Origin of the sequence: Vibrio sp. V12_P9A6T4, assembly GCF_963874835.1 — a bacterium.
Classification (GTDB): domain Bacteria; phylum Pseudomonadota; class Gammaproteobacteria; order Enterobacterales; family Vibrionaceae; genus Vibrio; species Vibrio anguillarum.
Map to the genome: position 1 here is coordinate 78268 of NZ_CAWNJO010000060.1, position 15849 is coordinate 94116.

Sequence of the window (15849 nt, forward strand, 5' to 3'; positions counted from 1 at the left end):
TAGCTTAGTGACCTTCAAATTCACAAATACTATAAACGTTCAGGCCCAAACCTTGTAAACGTTTGTCTCCGCCAATTTCAGGCAGGTTGATGACAAAAGCCGCGTGCTCAACTTCACCACCAAGCTGGCGGATCAATTTAGTCGTCGCTTCAATCGTACCACCCGTTGCCAGTAGATCATCCACCACCAGCACTTTATCACCTTGTTTGATCGCATCAACGTGAATTTCTAATGTGTCAGTACCGTATTCCAATTCGTAAGATTGAGCTAACGTTTCGCGTGGTAACTTACCCGGCTTACGTACAGGTACAAACCCCAAACCAAGCTCTAAAGCCAATGGCGCGCCAAATAGGAAACCACGCGCTTCTGTACCCACAACTTTGGTAAAGCCCATGTCTTTATATTTTTCGACTAATAAAGCAATGGTTGCTTGATAGGCTTTTGCATCCTCTAGCAGGCTAGTTACATCACGAAACAAAATGCCAGGTTTTGGGTAGTTAGGGATGCTTTGAATGCTCGATTTGATCAAAGAGATAGTTTCGGTTGTCATAACTTACATTTACTTAGATTGGCTCTTCATTTCTCACGATACATTTACGTATCAGAATGATAGAGCGTGAGCTCTCAGCAACATAGATAAGCCACAATATCTTAGCCGCTGAAAAAACAAACGCCCATTCGAAGAATGGGCACACTTCCCCATAATGCTAGTGATTTTCTTGTTGGTTAGCAACCTGCTCATGAGTGGGAAGTCGAATAAACCAAGTGATCAGGACCACAAGCATAGTAAACAACATAATTTTGAGCCAAAAGTGTGGGACAACCCAGATGGAAAAAATAAAGCTTAGAATAATCCACAAACATCCCCGTTGTTTCACTTGCCGCGAAACAGCGCCATGTTGCTGCCAATTATCCAGTATTGGGCCTAGCGTCTGATGTTGATGCAACCAAGCATGAAAACGAGGGCTACTTCGTAAGAAGCAAGCGCTAGCAAGGAGTATGAAAGGGGTTGTGGGGAGTAGCGGTAAGAATATGCCTATCACGCCTAACAGAAGGCAGAGCCCACCAGCCACCGTAAGAAGAAAATGACGAATATTGATGGTGAACTCCCAACGTACTATCCAACTCAGAAAGTTGAATAACCATTAAACACACGGATCCAAGTCAGTATTGCTGGCAATGTAGGGATCGAAAGTACGGCAATAAAGCCTAAAAAATAAAAAATGTTGTAAGGTTCTTTAAAATTCTGCTCTTCCATCATAACTTCTCTAGTGTTGGATGACTCCGTTCGTTTTGGCACCATAAACAAAGTTAATGTAACGTAAACGAATTGGGTGATTGTTGTTCTAGACGCGAACTATACCTCAAACAAATCACCGCAAACACCGACTAAAGATAAGGTTATTAACTGCTGCCACCTTGGTAAATATTGAGTTTGAAACTACTCGAACCTAAGCGATTAGTTGATAGCTGACAAGTTGAGTTGATCGGTAAATCTTTAGTGATAAAGTTTTTTAAACAGTTCTGCCCAAGGCTAACACCCGCAGCAATATGTTGAGTTAAGTAGCCATTTGACCATTGACTGTCGAGCCCAGCTGGCAGGATAGAGAGTGTACCTTCGCTTAAATCCGCAATACCGAATACTGCGTTGATTGGATTAGCACACTCTGAGCATTCAATACCTTTTTCCAGTATGTCGGCAAGGTCTTTCAGATCGGCACTGAAGCTTTTTAAGTTGCGAAGATAATCGTGAAACAGAGCACGAACGAGCAATGTTGAAGCCACACTATTTTCATAATGAGCATCTGAATCGACCAAGTAAAAGGCAAACTGCCCGTTCATCAACCACGCATAGTCAAATACCAGCGGCATCACATCCGCCGATTGTAAAAGACGGTAACTACACTTCCAACTGCCTTGTGAAGTATCCTTTTCTGGTAATAACGCGTGCAGCAAATCTTTCGCGGTACTGGGGTTTTCTCGTAAATACTCCAGATGCCAATGCAACTCTTGTTCTTCTGGAATATCACCACCATCATCGACCCGGAACCATTGCGTCGAAAAATCGCGCTGATCAGATAAACGACTGAACGTATCTTCGAGCGTACTTTCTATTGCACTGCTTAAATACTGGTGGTTACCAATCGGTTTAGGAAGAAAATCCTTAACACCAAATCGCAGCACTTTTGCAACATCAGCCATTTCATCAGTTGCAGAGACCACTATCAGTGGCAGCGAGGGATACTCAAGGCTCACCTCTTCAACAAACTCAATGCCGTTCAGTACTGGCATTGCTAAGTCACACACAACAAGGTCAGGCTCCGCATCTTTTAACTTGCGCAACCCCTCTAAGCCATTTTCAGCTTCAAGCACTTTATAGCCTTGAGCCGACAAATAACCACTGGTTATTCGCCTAAAAATTGGGTCATCATCAACGAGCATGATCAGTTTTTGCTCGACGTGCTGATTGTCTGAAGGTTTTTTCGCCAAGAACTCACTAGCCTGAATGTGAGATTTATACATAATCCTGCCTCACAATGCTTTTAAAAAGCAGTCATTTTATTGTTATAGGATAAATTGATAGGTTACTTTATAAAGTAGTCGCAAAATAAGATTTATACAAATGTTCCACTTTGTAACTCGGTTGCATACTATATATATGGGCTATGTATGGATTGTACGGAATGTTACTTTCGTCAAACAAGTTGATATGACTCAAGATTTGACAAATGATATACGTATAAATTACTCAAATTCGAAAAATAATGTGTCAGGAACAATGAAATTAGATGACCTAAACCTCTTTCGACTGGTTGTCGAAAATGGAAGCTATACCGCAACTTCTCGTAAAACAATGATCCCCGTTGCGACCATTACCCGACGCATTCAAGCATTGGAAGATTCTCTGAATCTTAGATTGTTGAATCGCCATGCTCGAAAACTTTCGCTGACTGAAGCGGGTGAACGTTTTTTTCAAGAGTGCTCACCGTTGCTGCATCGCTTAGCTGCAACAGCAGAAGAGCTCACCGATGAATGTCGTGGCGCTTCAGGCAAACTAAGAATATCGTCACCATCTAATGTCACGAAACGCATGATGATGCCTATCTTCAATGCCTTCATGATGCAGTACCCAGATATCAACATAGAATTGACCACCAGCAATCAGGCCGATCAACTCGACCCAACCGAATGGGATGTCATTTTTAGAGTTGGACCTCAACGAGACTCCAGTTTGATTGCGCGAAAAATTAATGAAGTGAAAGATGTGTTAGTCGCAAGCCCAGGGTATTTAGCGAAACACCCTGCACCAACTCATGCCGAAGAGCTCAGTAATCATTCATTATTGAAGGGATATCCTCTAGTAAAATGGCAGTTGACCAACAATAAAGGGGAATGCGTGGTCAATTGTGATACTGGTCGTTTTCAGGCCAACGCTTTAAACGTAGTGCGCAGCGCTTGCTCTGAGGGGCTGGGTATCACCTTAATGCCAGATGTAATGATTAAAGAATTTATCGAAGAAGGCAGCTTAGTCAGAGTACTGGAAGACTGGGTTTCCAACCCTCGTGATATTTATATGCTGTATAACCACAAGGATCATCTACCTGAAAAAGTCAGGCTATTTATTGATTTTGTGATTGCCTATCACATCCACTAGATTTTAGGCCCAGCATTGCTGGGCCATGAGTTATCGCAGCGGCAGATAGTCAATAAACTCGCTATAGAAACTCAATAAATTTACTCAAATCACGTTCAGGCACTTTCATTGGCGTGCACCCTGCGGTTCCTAGGTATAAGAAACCAACGATTTGATCATCGCCCTTAGCACCTAATGCTTGCCGAACGTGAGAGTGGAACATCCAGCTTCCCGAACGCCAGAAACCTTGAAAACCTTGGGCTACCGCAGCCATTTGCATCGCTTGTACTGCGCATCCCGCAGAGAGATGCTGTTCAATCGCTGGCACCTTTTCATGCTCCGTTACTTTCGCGATCACTGTGATTACCATGGGTGCTCGAAACGGTGCATTTTTCGCTTTTTCTATCTCTGCATCACTGCCGTTATCCGCTCGCACAGCAGACGCCAAAATACCCGACAACTTTTGCAAACCCGCTCCCTGAGCAATCACGAAACGCCAAGGGGTTAAACCGCCATGATCGGGCGCTCGCAAGCCTGCTCTAATAATATTTTCCAAGACCAGACCTTCAGGTGCAGGCGATGTGAGATTGGCGATTGAACGACGGTTAAGCAGCAACTCTAGTGCATCCATTTCGATTCCTTATTGATGATTTTCCATAATCTTATACCAAACTGAGAATAACTCGCATAAAGAGATGACCTCATTGGCTATAAATGAAAAAAAGCGAGGATATTCCCTCGCCTAATTTAAGCAAACATATGAATGAAAACAGCCGAGATGACTACGGATAAAAACGTGCTTCAACCCCAGCGCGAGTCAGTAGCCCATCACAAGGAGCGAACTTATCGCCATGCTTCTCAGCATGTTGATTCATCATTTCCACTAATTTCTTGATACCAATTTGGTCTATGTAACGGAATGGGCCGCCCAAAAACGGCGGGAAACCGATACCGAAAATCGCACCAATATCGCCATCTCGCGCACAACGAATTACGCCCTCATCCAAACAACGTACGGCTTCATTCAGCATAAGTAGCACGCAACGCAGCGCGATCTCCTTATCACTCTGTTTGGCATCTGGCGTTATTTTCAGCAATTTATAGATAGATTTGTCGATTTCTTTTTTCTTACCTTTATAGGTATAGAATCCCTTACCACTTTTACGCCCTTTGCGATTGTCATTGAGCAGCAAATCAAATACGTCTGGTCCTTGAAAACGTGGGCCGAGTTCTTGCACTAGAATTGGCATGATTTTCGAGCCAACATCAATGCCCACTTCGTCCAATAACGTGATAGGGCCGACTGGGAAACCGAAATCGAGCAAAGCCGTATCTATCTTTTCAATCGACTCACCCGCCATCAGGATCTGCGCCGCTTCATTCATGTAAGGTGCAAGGATACGGTTAACATAAAAACCAGCGCAATCTTTGACCACAATCGGCGTTTTGCCCTGTTTTTTCGCCAAGGCCACCACTGTGGCTATCGTCTCTTGCGATGTGGTTTGATGAGGGATCACTTCCACCAGAGGCATTTTTTCAACAGGACTGAAATAGTGCAATCCAATCACATTCTCTGGACGCGCCGCCTTCGCTGCAATTTTCTGGATTGGAAGCGAGGAAGTATTCGTCGCAAAAATGGTGCTGGTTTTGGCATTCGCTTCAACATCAGCCACCATTTGCTGCTTAAGCGTGAGATCTTCAAATACCGCTTCAATGACAACGTCGATATGCTGATAACTGGTAAAATCAATCCCGCCAGACAATTGCGCCATTTTTGTCTGCATCTGCGCTTTGGATAAAATGCGACGCTTGCGCTGTTTATCGAATAATTTGTAGTTGTAATTGAGCGCGTTTAATACCCCATCATTCGAAACATCTTTGATTCGTACGGGAACCCTGGCTTTTGCAACGCTAACATGGCTGATCCCTGCCCCCATTAAACCACCGCCCAATACGCCGATACGTTTCACGGTTTGAGGTTTTGCGTCGCTGCCCGTCTCTTTTTTCATTTCGGTGGTGGCAAAGAAAATCGAGCGCAGTGCTTTGGATTCCGAGCTCATCACCAAATCACCGAATCGCTTCGCTTCAAGCTCTAACCCGGCTTTCAAACCACGATCTAAACCGTGACGGATCACCTCTAAAATCGCGTCTGCGGCTGGGTAATTACCTCGTGTTTTTTGCTTAGTCTTTTTAGCAGCCTGATCAAAAATTAATTTGCGACCAAGCTGCGTATGAGAAATTAATTTCTCTTTGGCCGACGTATTGGCCTGATGACGTTTTTTCCCAGAATTATCGAGCACATACTTCTTGGCCACATCCAGCAAGATAGTCTCTGCTACGCAAGCATCAATAACACCCAGTTGTTTTGCTTTTTTTGCGCGCAGCTCTTTACCCGTCAAAATCAAATCAAGAGAAGGTAACAAACCAATCAAACGCGGCAACCGCTGCGTTCCACCGGAGCCTGGTAACAAGCCTAATTGCACTTCGGGCAACCCCAAACGCGTGATATCCGCGTCGCTGCACACCCGGTAGTGACAAGCCAGCGCCAGCTCTAAACCACCACCTAAGCATGGGCCATGAATCGCGGCAACCACTGGGAATGGCAAATCCGATAAGGTTTGAAACATCTCCTGACCTTGCTTGGCCAATGCTTGTGCTTCGCTGGCCGATTGGCAAGCGTTCAGCATACGGACATCCGCTCCAGCAATGAAATTATCTGGCTTAAGCGAGTGAATCACCATCCCCTTTAGGCTGGTTTTTTGAGCCTCCAAGGTCGCAAAAACCTCTTGCATCTCTTGGGCAAACGCCGCTTGTAGCGTATTCATTTTTTCGCCGGGAACATCAATCGCCAGCCACGCAATATTTTGTTCATCAATTGTTAAATGAAAAGCTCTCTCTGTGCTCATTATTCAACCTCCAAAATCATTGCCGCGCCCAAACCACCCGCTGCACAAGCGGTATTCAGCCCTAAACCACCACCACGTCGTTTTAGTTCACGCAGTGTTTGTGTGATCATGCGCGCACCCGTCGCCGCAAAGGGGTGACCATACGCAATAGAACCACCTAGCACATTAAATTTATCCATATCAATTTCGCCAATCGCTTTTGCTCGACCAAGATGTTCCTGTGCAAACTTATCACTGGCGAACATTTTCATATTAGAGAGGGTTTGCGCGGCAAAGGCTTCATGCATGTCAATCAATGTGAGATCGGAAAGCTCAATACCTGCACGTTGTAAGGCTAACGGTGTCGCATAAGACGGCCCCATTAACATATCGTGTTCAACACCAATCGCTGAAAAAGCGTAAGAACGGATATAACCCATAATCTCCAAACCAAGCTCTTTAGCACGGCCTTCACGCATTAATAGAATAGCGGCAGCGCCATCGGTTAGTGGTGTGCTGTTGGCGGCCGTCACGCTACCATATTGCCTATCAAACGCTGGACGTAACTTGGCATAACCTTCCAGAGTCGAGTCATGACGAATATTGTTATCTTCAGCGATCCACTTTTTATAGGGCTCTGGGAATGCCGTCATGACTTCGCCTTGGATTTTGCCCTCTTTCCAAGCTTGTGAAGCTAAAGAGTGAGAACGATGTGCCAAAGCATCTTGATCCAGTCGGCTTATGTGATGAGATTTTGCCATCTGCTCAGCCGTTTGCCCCATCGAAAGGCCCGTTGAATATTCAGCGACCGCGGGGGGGACTGGCATTAAATCTTTAAAAGATAATGATTTTAAGATGCTGAGTTTCTGAGCAACGGTTTTGGTTTTACTTAAAGCGAGTAAGCTAGCGGCTAATTTTTTAGACACTCCAATCGGCAAAACGGAAGACGAATCGGCACCACCAGCCATACCAATATCAATCGTGCCAGCCATGATGCTTTCAGCCACATTCACCGCCGCCTGAAAACTGGTAGCGCACGCTCGTGTGACGCTGTACGCATCGGTATGGATGCTCATTCCTGTCCCTAAAACGATCTCACGCGCGATGTTTGGTGCCTCAGGCATTTGCACGACTTGTCCAAAGACGAGTTGTTCGATCAATTTAGGATCGAGTTCCGTTCGCGCAAGCAGTTCACTCACCACCATCTTGCCTAAATCGACTGCAGGAACTTGACTAAATTCGGTACTTTGACGCGCAAAAGGGGTACGCAACCCCGCGACGATAGCCACACGCTCACCAGAGCGCGTTTTGACTTCCTGTTTGCCCATTGTTTCTCCTTAGAATAGAGGTCTGACCTGGCACATTGTAACGAGGTTGTTAAAACAATCAAACAAGTGTTTAAATAAACGTGATATTCGCATCGAATCGAAGAAAGTAATGTAGGGAGAGGAGATGGATAATCACTTAATCTTTAAATGAGTAATGGAGTTATACCCAAACAACTTGGAGTTGCAGGTAGGCGGCAAGTGAGTGAGTCCCAATAAGCATAGGCAAACTATGTGATTGGGGTGAACGAACGTAGCCAACAACGCTGCGGCTTCAAGTAGGAAGGGTATATAAGCAAAAAAAAAACCACACAATAATGTGTGGTCGGAATATATAAAGCAATTAACTTACGCCAATTGAAATAATCAGTTTCCTGATTAGGAGAAAGTAAAGTCAGCCTTCAAAAGGAAGTGTCATCTTGCTCAACATGTTAGTCGCAATGACTAACGAGATGACAAGGTGTACTATAGCCACTTCGTGCTATGAGATTTTGAAGTAGATCAATTTTATATTGATTTATTCCATACTATGAAATTAAAAAGCCGTCGACGCTTGAATTGATATTACCGAACAACTTGAACGGATCGAAAGCGAACGAATACGCGAAGCGTTCATCGCAAGACGACCATAAAATGGCCTAAACAAAGAAGAAATCACAGAGCAAACGGAGACTCATGTGTCGATAATAACCATGTTTGGAAAGAAAAAGTCCAGCAGCCCGGTCAATAGTAATATTGACAGACAGAGAAAATATGAAACGCTTGTGCGTGCTTATCACCGAGATCTTTTTCGTTATGCCTATTGGCTATGTAAAGATAAAAGCATTGCTGAAGATTTAGTCCAAGAAACCTGCTTGAGGGCTTGGAAATCTCTCGATAGTTTGCTCGACGAGAAAGCGGCCAAATCGTGGCTTATAACTATTCTTCGTCGTGAGAACGCGCGCCGCTTTGAGCGCAAGCAGTTTGAGTTGGTCGATATTGATGACTACAGCGGTGACGTAAAAGTCAACGATGATCCTCATCATCAACAAGAGTGGTTGCAGGCACAGATAATGAAGCTGGATATTGAATACCGCGAACCTCTTTTCCTACAAGTCATTGGTGGCTTTAGTGGTGATGAAATTGGCGAGATCCTCGAACTCAATAAGAACACGGTCATGACTCGTCTGTTTCGAGCTCGTAACCAATTAAAAGAACAATTGGATTCATCAGAAGCGTATAAGGGGCAGCAAAATGGATGAATTAGAATTTCGCCGCCGAGTTATGTCCGATCCAAAACAGCATGACCAAGAGATTATCCAAGCGGCATCCACTAGTGATACTCATCGTCAGTTCCTAGAGGACATATTGAGCTTAGATGCAACGATTGCTACTGCAATGAATGTAGACGTGCCTGACGATCTCGCAGACCGTATTCTATTTAGTCAAACCACAATGGCAAGCAATGTCATCCGCCCTACTTTTGCCAAGCAAGCGATGACATTGGCTGCATCGATTACTTTTGTGTTTGGTTTATTGGTTGGCCAAATCAATTGGCGAAATGTGCTCATTCCACCAGCGCAGGCAAGCCTAATGGACACCGCCATCAAACACGTCATTGATGAAGAAGGCTTTGTCAACCAACTGGATGAACAAGTGAATTCAACGCAGATCAACGCCAAAATGCTGCCATTCGCTTATCAGTTAAGCAGTAACTTCCCTTACCACGTTTATTACCTAAACCACTGTGGTTTTGGTAAGGCAAACGCTCTGCACATGGTTTTTCAAGGTGAAAGCGGGAAAGTGACGCTCTTTTTCACAGGCGTTGCCAGTGAACAAGCCGTGAACTTTAATGAGCAAGGCATGGCAGGAATCATCGAACCCGTCGGTGATGCTAGCCTGATCCTTGTCGGTGAAAATGGCGAAGATGTCACGAACATCGCTAAAAAACTAATGCCTATGCTAAAACCTTCCCATTAAAACCATTCCTGGCCTGTATATAATGCAGGCCAGGTTCCCTAGACAAAAGTAGAGCTTAAACTCTATAAATAAGCATTTTCCGCCTTTTTCCTGCCAAATAGACATCATTTCTGCAATTTTATCATTCAATTAGACAATGGTCGGATTTCTATCTTCTATACTTGCCTCTAGTATCAGCCACCAATTGAGCATTTGCTCAAAAACAACGTCCATTAGAGGCGATGAAATCAAAAAGGAAAAGCACCATGAACAAGACGCGTCTGTTTAAAAAATCGTTACTTGCCGTAACGGTAGCTCTCGCTTCACAACAAGCACTGGCAGCGGGCTTTCAGCTCAATGCACAATCTGCGACTGGCCTAGGTCGTGCATTTGCTGGTGATGCTGTTATTGCCGATAACGCATCGGTGATGGCTCGTAACCCTGCCGCAATGGCGTTGTTTGATGAAACCTCACTCTCTTTGGGCTTTGAATCCATCACAACGATGATTGATGTAAAAAACACTCAATATACAGGCGTTTTCAAAAACGCTATCGATATCGAAGACACTGATGACGTTGGCGGAACATCCATTGCACCAAACATCCATCTAGTTGTTCCTGTGGACGATAAATTTGCTTGGGGTGTAAACGCTTATACTAACTTTGGTACCAAAACAGAATTTTCTGATAACTACCCTGCGGCAGAGTATGGAGGCTTAACCGATGTTAAAAGTTTTAATTTCGGTTTGGCTGGTTCATACCGTATAAACTCATCATGGAGTATAGGGGCCGGGTTAGATTTAATTTATGGTCAAGGCACCATGAAGCGTACAACAGGCGAGGGATTTCCTGCTAATACAATGATAATTGGAAGTAAGGTTATTCCAGCTAAGGGAACCTCCTTAATAAATGTCGACAAAGCTGATGGCTGGGCGGTCGGATTTAATTTGGGTACGGTGTATGAATTAGATGAAAATAATCGATTTGGCTTCGGATACCACTACAGTCCTGAATTCACAGCTAAGGACGATTATGGACAAGAAATTACCCTACCATTGCCTGATATTGCTGAATTCTCTGGTTTTCATAAAATCAAAGAGACACAGTTTGCAGTGCATTATAGTGTCCAATGGATTGGTTGGAGTTCATTCGACAAAATTGATTTTAGAAATTTAGATTCTTCTCGTTCAACAGTAGGTGCTCTAACTAATGGTAGCTATGATAAAGAGTATAAATGGCAAGACGGTTGGCACTATGCGATAGGTGGAACTTACTACCTAAACAGCGATTGGACTTTACGTGCTGGTTATATGTATGACACCAGCGCACAAGATTCTTTAACTTCAGTCTCAGTGCCAGACTCAGATCGCCAATGGCTCTCTGCTGGTTTTACTTACGAAGTTGATGAGCGATCTAATGTAGACTTTGGTTTCACTTACCTACTTGGTAAGGATGTGCAAGTGACTGAGAATTCGGCTGGTACTGTTTTGACGGCAACGACTCACGCAGATGCAATCCTAGTCGGCTTACAATATAGCCGCAGCTTCTAAGCGCAACGTTTATTAGCATAGCGTCAATAAAGGGCTGGTTTTCCAGCCCTTTTTAATGCTTGTAATATCATCTCCTCGCCTAATTCAGCTAACAACTGTACCTTTTGGGTCTTAAACCACACTACAAGTGTTCGCCAAAAATCAGAAACACTTTCATAACAAGCAGAGTATTACGCTTATAATTAAGCCTTTAATGGATTTTAATTTCAAAAACAACAAATTCACTGCTTTATATTTTTAAAGCATTAGCTCTAACCTTAAAATCCCCACACCGAATTCAAATATTTCAGCGAACATTATAATGAAATCAAATAAAACTCTTCTTTCACTTGCAGTGGCATGTGGACTATTCAGCGTATCAAACGCATCTCAAGCCGCCGGTTTCCAATTGGCAGAATACTCTGCAACGGGCCTTGGGCGTGCTTACGCCGGTGAAGCGGCTATGGCTGATAACGCCAGTGCACAATGGCGTAACCCTGCCATGCTGACTTATTTGAAAGGTACGCAAATTTCTGTTGGTGCAATTTACGTTAATCCGAATGTTGATGTGAATGGAAAAATCAACGGCGCATTAGAAGCAAGCTCAAATGACTTCGCAAATGATGCCGTCATCCCCAATTTTTACCTCTCACATCAAGTGAACGATAAAATGGTACTAGGTTTAGCACTCGGTACTAACTATGGCATGGAGACCGAACTTGACCGTAATTTCAGCGCGAGCCACTTTGGTAATCAAGCGATGGTTAAAACAATGGAAGTCAATGCCAACATCGGCTACCAACTCACTGATGCGGTTACCGTTGGCGGTGGCATTCGTTATGTGATTGGAGAAGGCCATTTCGGTGCGACCTCTCCGGCTCAAACTAAGCCTCTTCCACAAGGTACAACACTAAAGTACATGGAAGGTGAAGATAAAGCTTGGGGTTGGCAAGTGGGTACGGCATGGCAGATCAATGATAGCAATCGCATTGGCTTTACTTATAAATCCGAAGTTGACCTAAAGCTTACTGGCACAGCGAATATATTTTCGAAAGAATCGGGCAAGGTGGTGAATGATACAGGTTCAATGATGCTCACTATGCCTGCCACCGCTGAACTGGCTAGCTACCACCAACTAAATGAACAGCTGGCACTACATGCCAGTATTAACTGGACCGATTGGAGCAGTTTCGAAAAGCTTGAAGCGGATTTAAACACTCTTGGCTCGGTGATGGTTAAAGAAGAAAACTGGGAAGACAATTACCGTTTTGCTCTGGGTGCGACTTACCAAGTCGATGCAAAATTAGCACTGCGTACAGGCATTGCTTACGATATGGCGGCAGTTAACGATAAAAACCGTACCATTACCATCCCTGAAACTGATCGAACTTGGTTAAGCGTTGGTGCGGAGTATGCCTTCACGGAGCAATTCACCGTAGACACTGGCTTTACTTACATTTTTGCTAAAGATGCCAACATTGTGGAATCTCGTGGTTATGCTTCAGATGATGCAGCGCAAGCCGTTGGAGGCCAATTTTCTGGTACAACGACGGGTAATGTTTGGCTTATCGGCGCACAAGCCAATTATCGCTTCTAAACTCATTAGAGATACTCCCAGAGGCCAGAGCACTGCTCTGGCTTTTTTATTCCTTGTAATTTCGATGGTTTTTGCTGCCGAGTAGTTGAGCTATGATAGCGGCAACGCTATTAATGAACAGGACTGAGCATGTCGACTGAAGAAATTAAAAATGAACGCCATAAGGCGAGGCAACAGAAAGTAAAAGAGCAAGTCGATGCACGAATTGCCGCGGCCCAGCAAGAGAAAGGGTTGTTATTGATCATTACCGGCAATGGCAAAGGGAAATCTACCTCAGGTTTTGGCACCATTGCGCGCGCTGTTGGCCACGGTTTGAAATGTTCGGTAGCTCAGTTCATTAAAGGAACCTGGGAAAATGGTGAACGTAATCTGCTTGAAAAACTGGGCGTCGAATTTCAAGTCATGGCGACGGGCTTTACTTGGGAAACACAAAATAAAGAAGCCGATACCGCAGCGGCGCAAGGGGTTTGGCAAGAGTGCAAACGCATGCTTAAAGATGAGTCGATTGATGTGGTGTTGTTTGATGAGCTGACCTACATGGTGAGCTATGGCTATATCGAATTAGACGAAGTGATTGAAGCCTTAGCAACACGGCCAGCAATGCAGTCGGTGGTGATCACGGGCCGAGGAGCACACCGCAGCTTGATTGAAATCGCCGATACGGTGTCGGAAGTCAAAAATGTGAAACACGCCTTTGAGTCGGGCATCAAAGCACGAAAAGGCATCGACTGGTGATAAAAAAGCCTCCTCTAAATTGAGGAGGCTTGATCAACCATAATGAAATCAACCCAGTAAATTACTTAAAAAGACTTTTTAATAAGCCATCAACCGCTTTCTTGGTTTTCTCGTCTTTTATCTCAACGCCGAGCTTTTCCAAGCCACGGTCAATCTCTTTTTCCGCTTTTTGTCTTAACACATCATCAAAAACCAATTTGAATTTAGGATCGCTCCATTGCCCTGAGATGTTGATAGGAATCGTGACGTCTCGCAACTCATCAATGTCTTTGCCACCTTGCCCCTCTAGCGTTCCCACCACAGAAGTGCTCACCAAAAAATCAACCGTTTGTTGCAGATAATTCGCTTTACCCTCACCACGAATACGCAACAGTGGTGATTGCATGGCGAGGTTATTGGTGGTGACTTCCCCTTTGTTCAATTTCAGCGTAGCGGTCATGGCGCTAAAATCGGTTTTCTTCACTGGGTCATCATCAACTTTCTTACCTTTAATTTTGGCGTAATTGCTACGGATAAGGTGAGCGACGTTAATACCATTGACTGCACCATCGGCAAAGTTGATGTTCACGGTTCCGACAAGGTTTTGTTGAATGCCCGTTGGCGTCAAACTGCGACCTTTTACATCCACATCGATGTTACCCGTGCCTTGTAACATCTCATTATTGAGTACATCTTTTAATAGCGGCAGCACCTGTACTCCCTTAACGCTTTTTTTAGCGCTATAAGTGGCAGGTACTTTGGTTGCATCCAGTTGAGCGGTCGCCTGAATCGTACCTTGGTAAAGGTTGGCACTGAATGAGGTTAAATTCACGATGCCACGATCGACGCTAAAGCTGGTTTGCACATTCTGTAATCGAGCATTATTGGCTTTGAACTTGTCTATGGTGACCTTGCCTTGCAAATCCAACGTTTTTAATGCACTGAGATCCGGTTCCACTTCAGCGCTCACCGTAGCAGGCGCTGCTGACGTTGAGCCTGACGATGCCTTACTTTCACTCACGGCACTGCTTGCCGTTGCTGGATTCGCAAGCCCTAAAAATTCATCCAAATCGATATTTGGGCTATGCATATTGAAGCGGATTTTAGGGATCTCAGCCAACGTCACTTTGACATCACCATCAAATTCTAATGCATTTGCGGTTAATTTACTGAGTAAGACATCCAGTTGGTTTTTAGAGAGATCAAAACGAATGTTCGAAGTTAAACCGATCTGCATTGGGCTTTGTGGCAAACTGGTTCCTTCTAGATTAGTATCCAGCACCAGCGTATCAATCTTCACCAAGCTCATGGCTTTATCGAGAGTCAGTTGCGCACTCCCCTTCGCATCAAGTTTTAAATCCGCTACCTTTCCTTTCACGCTGAATGACAGCGCATTCTTCTTATCAAACTCGAACGTGGCTAATTCAATCTTCGCAGAATCAATCTGGTTTGATGGGTCACTAAAGCTCGCATCAAGCACAACGTTCTTCACCGCATAATCCTTGAAACCAGCGGCTAATTTGAATTCAGCTCGCCCTTCTGCGGCAAAGTTTTGTTGGTTATTTTTACCTTTGGCGGCAAAAGTTGCTGACGTCCATTTATCCACCGCAAACTCTGAAAGATTTACCGCCACGTCATACAGTTTGGTATGTGTACCGGCTTTGCGGTCTTGTATTTCCAGTAATGCGTTTTCGACGCTGACGCCCGCTAAGTTAATCGTCCACTCTTGAACAGGGTTGCTCGCATTGACGCTGCTTGTCTCTTCTTGTGCTGGTTTTGTTTCGTTTACGGCGGAAGAGGCGGCTGGTTGAGGCGCGGCTTGAGTTAAGCTATCTAAGTTTGAACGGCCATCTTTAAGGTTTTCAAGATGGAACTCAGCACCATTTAGGCGGATGTTGCCAATTTCCAGTTGCTTATCCAGCAATGGCATCACCGAAATTTCAATACCAACTTGATCGACTTTAAACAGGTTTGGAGCGCTGAAACCTTGTGGATTTCTGAGTTCAGTTTTGCCCAGCTCAAAGCCAAGCGAAGGGAAGAAACTCCAACTGATATCTCCTTCAATGACTAAGTCCAACCCCGTTTTCTGTTTGGCTTGTTCTACAATCAAGGGCTTAAATTGGTTAGGATTGACCAACAGGACAAGTGCGAGCGCGGCAGCGATTAACGCACCGATAATAATGGCAATGAAAAGAAACAGTTTTTTCATCAGCTTTTTCCTTGCTTA

The 15849-nt window shown here is 44.4% G+C and carries 13 protein-coding genes; 6 read left to right on the forward strand and 7 right to left on the reverse strand.

Annotated elements, in window-relative coordinates; translation table 11 throughout:
• Positions 1-4 precede the first annotated feature (4 nt).
• The 3 genes from apt to AACQ42_RS10125 all read right to left on the reverse strand — a co-directional run bounded on the left by apt (position 5) and on the right by AACQ42_RS10125 (position 2523).
• Positions 5-550: an adenine phosphoribosyltransferase gene (gene apt / locus AACQ42_RS10115; RefSeq protein WP_013857239.1), complete on the reverse strand. Its 546-nt coding sequence runs from the start codon at positions 548-550 to the stop codon at positions 5-7.
• 157 nt (positions 551-707) lie between these two features.
• The gene (locus tag AACQ42_RS10120; RefSeq protein ID WP_017044101.1) at positions 708-1073 is read right to left on the reverse strand and encodes a YbaN family protein; all 366 of its coding nucleotides are present in this window, start codon (positions 1071-1073) and stop codon (positions 708-710) included.
• A gap of 331 nt (positions 1074-1404) precedes the next feature.
• Complete coding sequence (locus tag AACQ42_RS10125) at positions 1405-2523, reverse strand: response regulator (RefSeq protein WP_017044561.1); 1119 nt, start codon at positions 2521-2523, stop codon at positions 1405-1407.
• 256 nt (positions 2524-2779) lie between these two features.
• Here AACQ42_RS10125 and AACQ42_RS10130 point away from each other — a divergent pair, with 256 nt between their 5' ends.
• Positions 2780-3655 carry a LysR family transcriptional regulator gene (locus tag AACQ42_RS10130; protein WP_026027659.1) on the forward strand — a complete coding sequence of 292 codons (876 nt, stop codon included), beginning with the start codon at positions 2780-2782 and terminating at the stop codon, positions 3653-3655.
• A 61-nt stretch (positions 3656-3716) separates the two neighbouring features.
• On the opposite strand, the gene AACQ42_RS10135 is transcribed toward AACQ42_RS10130, so the two are convergent.
• The 3 genes from AACQ42_RS10135 to fadI form a co-directional block, all read right to left on the reverse strand.
• A complete protein-coding gene (locus tag AACQ42_RS10135) occupies positions 3717-4265 on the reverse strand; it encodes an NAD(P)H nitroreductase (RefSeq protein WP_013857243.1) in 549 nt (182 codons plus the stop codon).
• A 151-nt stretch (positions 4266-4416) separates the two neighbouring features.
• Entirely contained in the window at positions 4417-6540 is a 2124-nt protein-coding gene (gene fadJ, locus AACQ42_RS10140; RefSeq protein ID WP_094165718.1) for a fatty acid oxidation complex subunit alpha FadJ, read from the reverse strand.
• Positions 6540-7847, reverse strand: a complete 1308-nt coding sequence (gene fadI, locus AACQ42_RS10145) for an acetyl-CoA C-acyltransferase FadI (RefSeq protein WP_017044558.1) — start codon at positions 7845-7847, stop codon at positions 6540-6542. The genes fadJ and fadI overlap by 1 nt, the downstream gene beginning before the upstream one ends.
• Positions 7848-8536: 689 nt before the next feature.
• On the opposite strand from fadI, the gene AACQ42_RS10150 reads away from it, so the two are divergent.
• The 5 genes from AACQ42_RS10150 (at position 8537) to cobO (ending at position 13643) form a co-directional block, all read left to right on the forward strand.
• Positions 8537-9085, forward strand: a complete 549-nt coding sequence (locus tag AACQ42_RS10150) for a sigma-70 family RNA polymerase sigma factor (RefSeq protein ID WP_088717986.1) — start codon at positions 8537-8539, stop codon at positions 9083-9085.
• On the forward strand, positions 9078-9803 hold the full coding sequence (locus tag AACQ42_RS10155) for a DUF3379 domain-containing protein (RefSeq protein ID WP_094165720.1): 726 nt from the start codon (positions 9078-9080) through the stop codon (positions 9801-9803). Before AACQ42_RS10150 ends, AACQ42_RS10155 begins: the two co-directional genes overlap by 8 nt.
• Positions 9804-10048: 245 nt before the next feature.
• Complete coding sequence (locus AACQ42_RS10160; protein WP_026027727.1) at positions 10049-11332, forward strand: outer membrane protein transport protein; 1284 nt, start codon at positions 10049-10051, stop codon at positions 11330-11332.
• A gap of 301 nt (positions 11333-11633) precedes the next feature.
• On the forward strand, positions 11634-12908 hold the full coding sequence (locus AACQ42_RS10165) for an outer membrane protein transport protein (RefSeq protein ID WP_094165721.1): 1275 nt from the start codon (positions 11634-11636) through the stop codon (positions 12906-12908).
• A 129-nt stretch (positions 12909-13037) separates the two neighbouring features.
• The gene (gene cobO, locus AACQ42_RS10170) at positions 13038-13643 is read left to right on the forward strand and encodes a cob(I)yrinic acid a,c-diamide adenosyltransferase (RefSeq protein ID WP_088728742.1); all 606 of its coding nucleotides are present in this window, start codon (positions 13038-13040) and stop codon (positions 13641-13643) included.
• 61 nt (positions 13644-13704) lie between these two features.
• Here the strand turns inward: cobO and AACQ42_RS10175 are convergent, their stop codons facing one another.
• Positions 13705-15831 (reverse strand): AsmA family protein, encoded by a 2127-nt coding sequence (locus tag AACQ42_RS10175; protein ID WP_094165722.1) that lies wholly within the window; start codon positions 15829-15831, stop codon positions 13705-13707.
• Positions 15832-15849: the final 18 nt, after the last annotated feature.

Excerpts from the sequence above, each read along its gene's own strand:
- AACQ42_RS10130 (WP_026027659.1), top strand. The coding sequence starts at position 2,780 with ATGAAATTAGATGACCTAAACCTCTTTCGACTGGTTGTCGAAAATGGA.
- AACQ42_RS10135 (WP_013857243.1), bottom strand. The coding sequence starts at position 4,265 with ATGGATGCACTAGAGTTGCTGCTTAACCGTCGTTCAATCGCCAATCTC.
- AACQ42_RS10175 (WP_094165722.1), bottom strand. The coding sequence starts at position 15,831 with ATGAAAAAACTGTTTCTTTTCATTGCCATTATTATCGGTGCGTTAATC.
- fadI (WP_017044558.1), bottom strand. The coding sequence starts at position 7,847 with ATGGGCAAACAGGAAGTCAAAACGCGCTCTGGTGAGCGTGTGGCTATC.
- apt (WP_013857239.1), bottom strand. The coding sequence starts at position 550 with ATGACAACCGAAACTATCTCTTTGATCAAATCGAGCATTCAAAGCATC.
- AACQ42_RS10155 (WP_094165720.1), top strand. The coding sequence starts at position 9,078 with ATGGATGAATTAGAATTTCGCCGCCGAGTTATGTCCGATCCAAAACAG.
- AACQ42_RS10150 (WP_088717986.1), top strand. The coding sequence starts at position 8,537 with ATGTTTGGAAAGAAAAAGTCCAGCAGCCCGGTCAATAGTAATATTGAC.
- fadJ (WP_094165718.1), bottom strand. The coding sequence starts at position 6,540 with ATGAGCACAGAGAGAGCTTTTCATTTAACAATTGATGAACAAAATATT.
- AACQ42_RS10165 (WP_094165721.1), top strand. The coding sequence starts at position 11,634 with ATGAAATCAAATAAAACTCTTCTTTCACTTGCAGTGGCATGTGGACTA.
- AACQ42_RS10160 (WP_026027727.1), top strand. The coding sequence starts at position 10,049 with ATGAACAAGACGCGTCTGTTTAAAAAATCGTTACTTGCCGTAACGGTA.
- AACQ42_RS10125 (WP_017044561.1), bottom strand. The coding sequence starts at position 2,523 with ATGTATAAATCTCACATTCAGGCTAGTGAGTTCTTGGCGAAAAAACCT.
- cobO (WP_088728742.1), top strand. The coding sequence starts at position 13,038 with ATGTCGACTGAAGAAATTAAAAATGAACGCCATAAGGCGAGGCAACAG.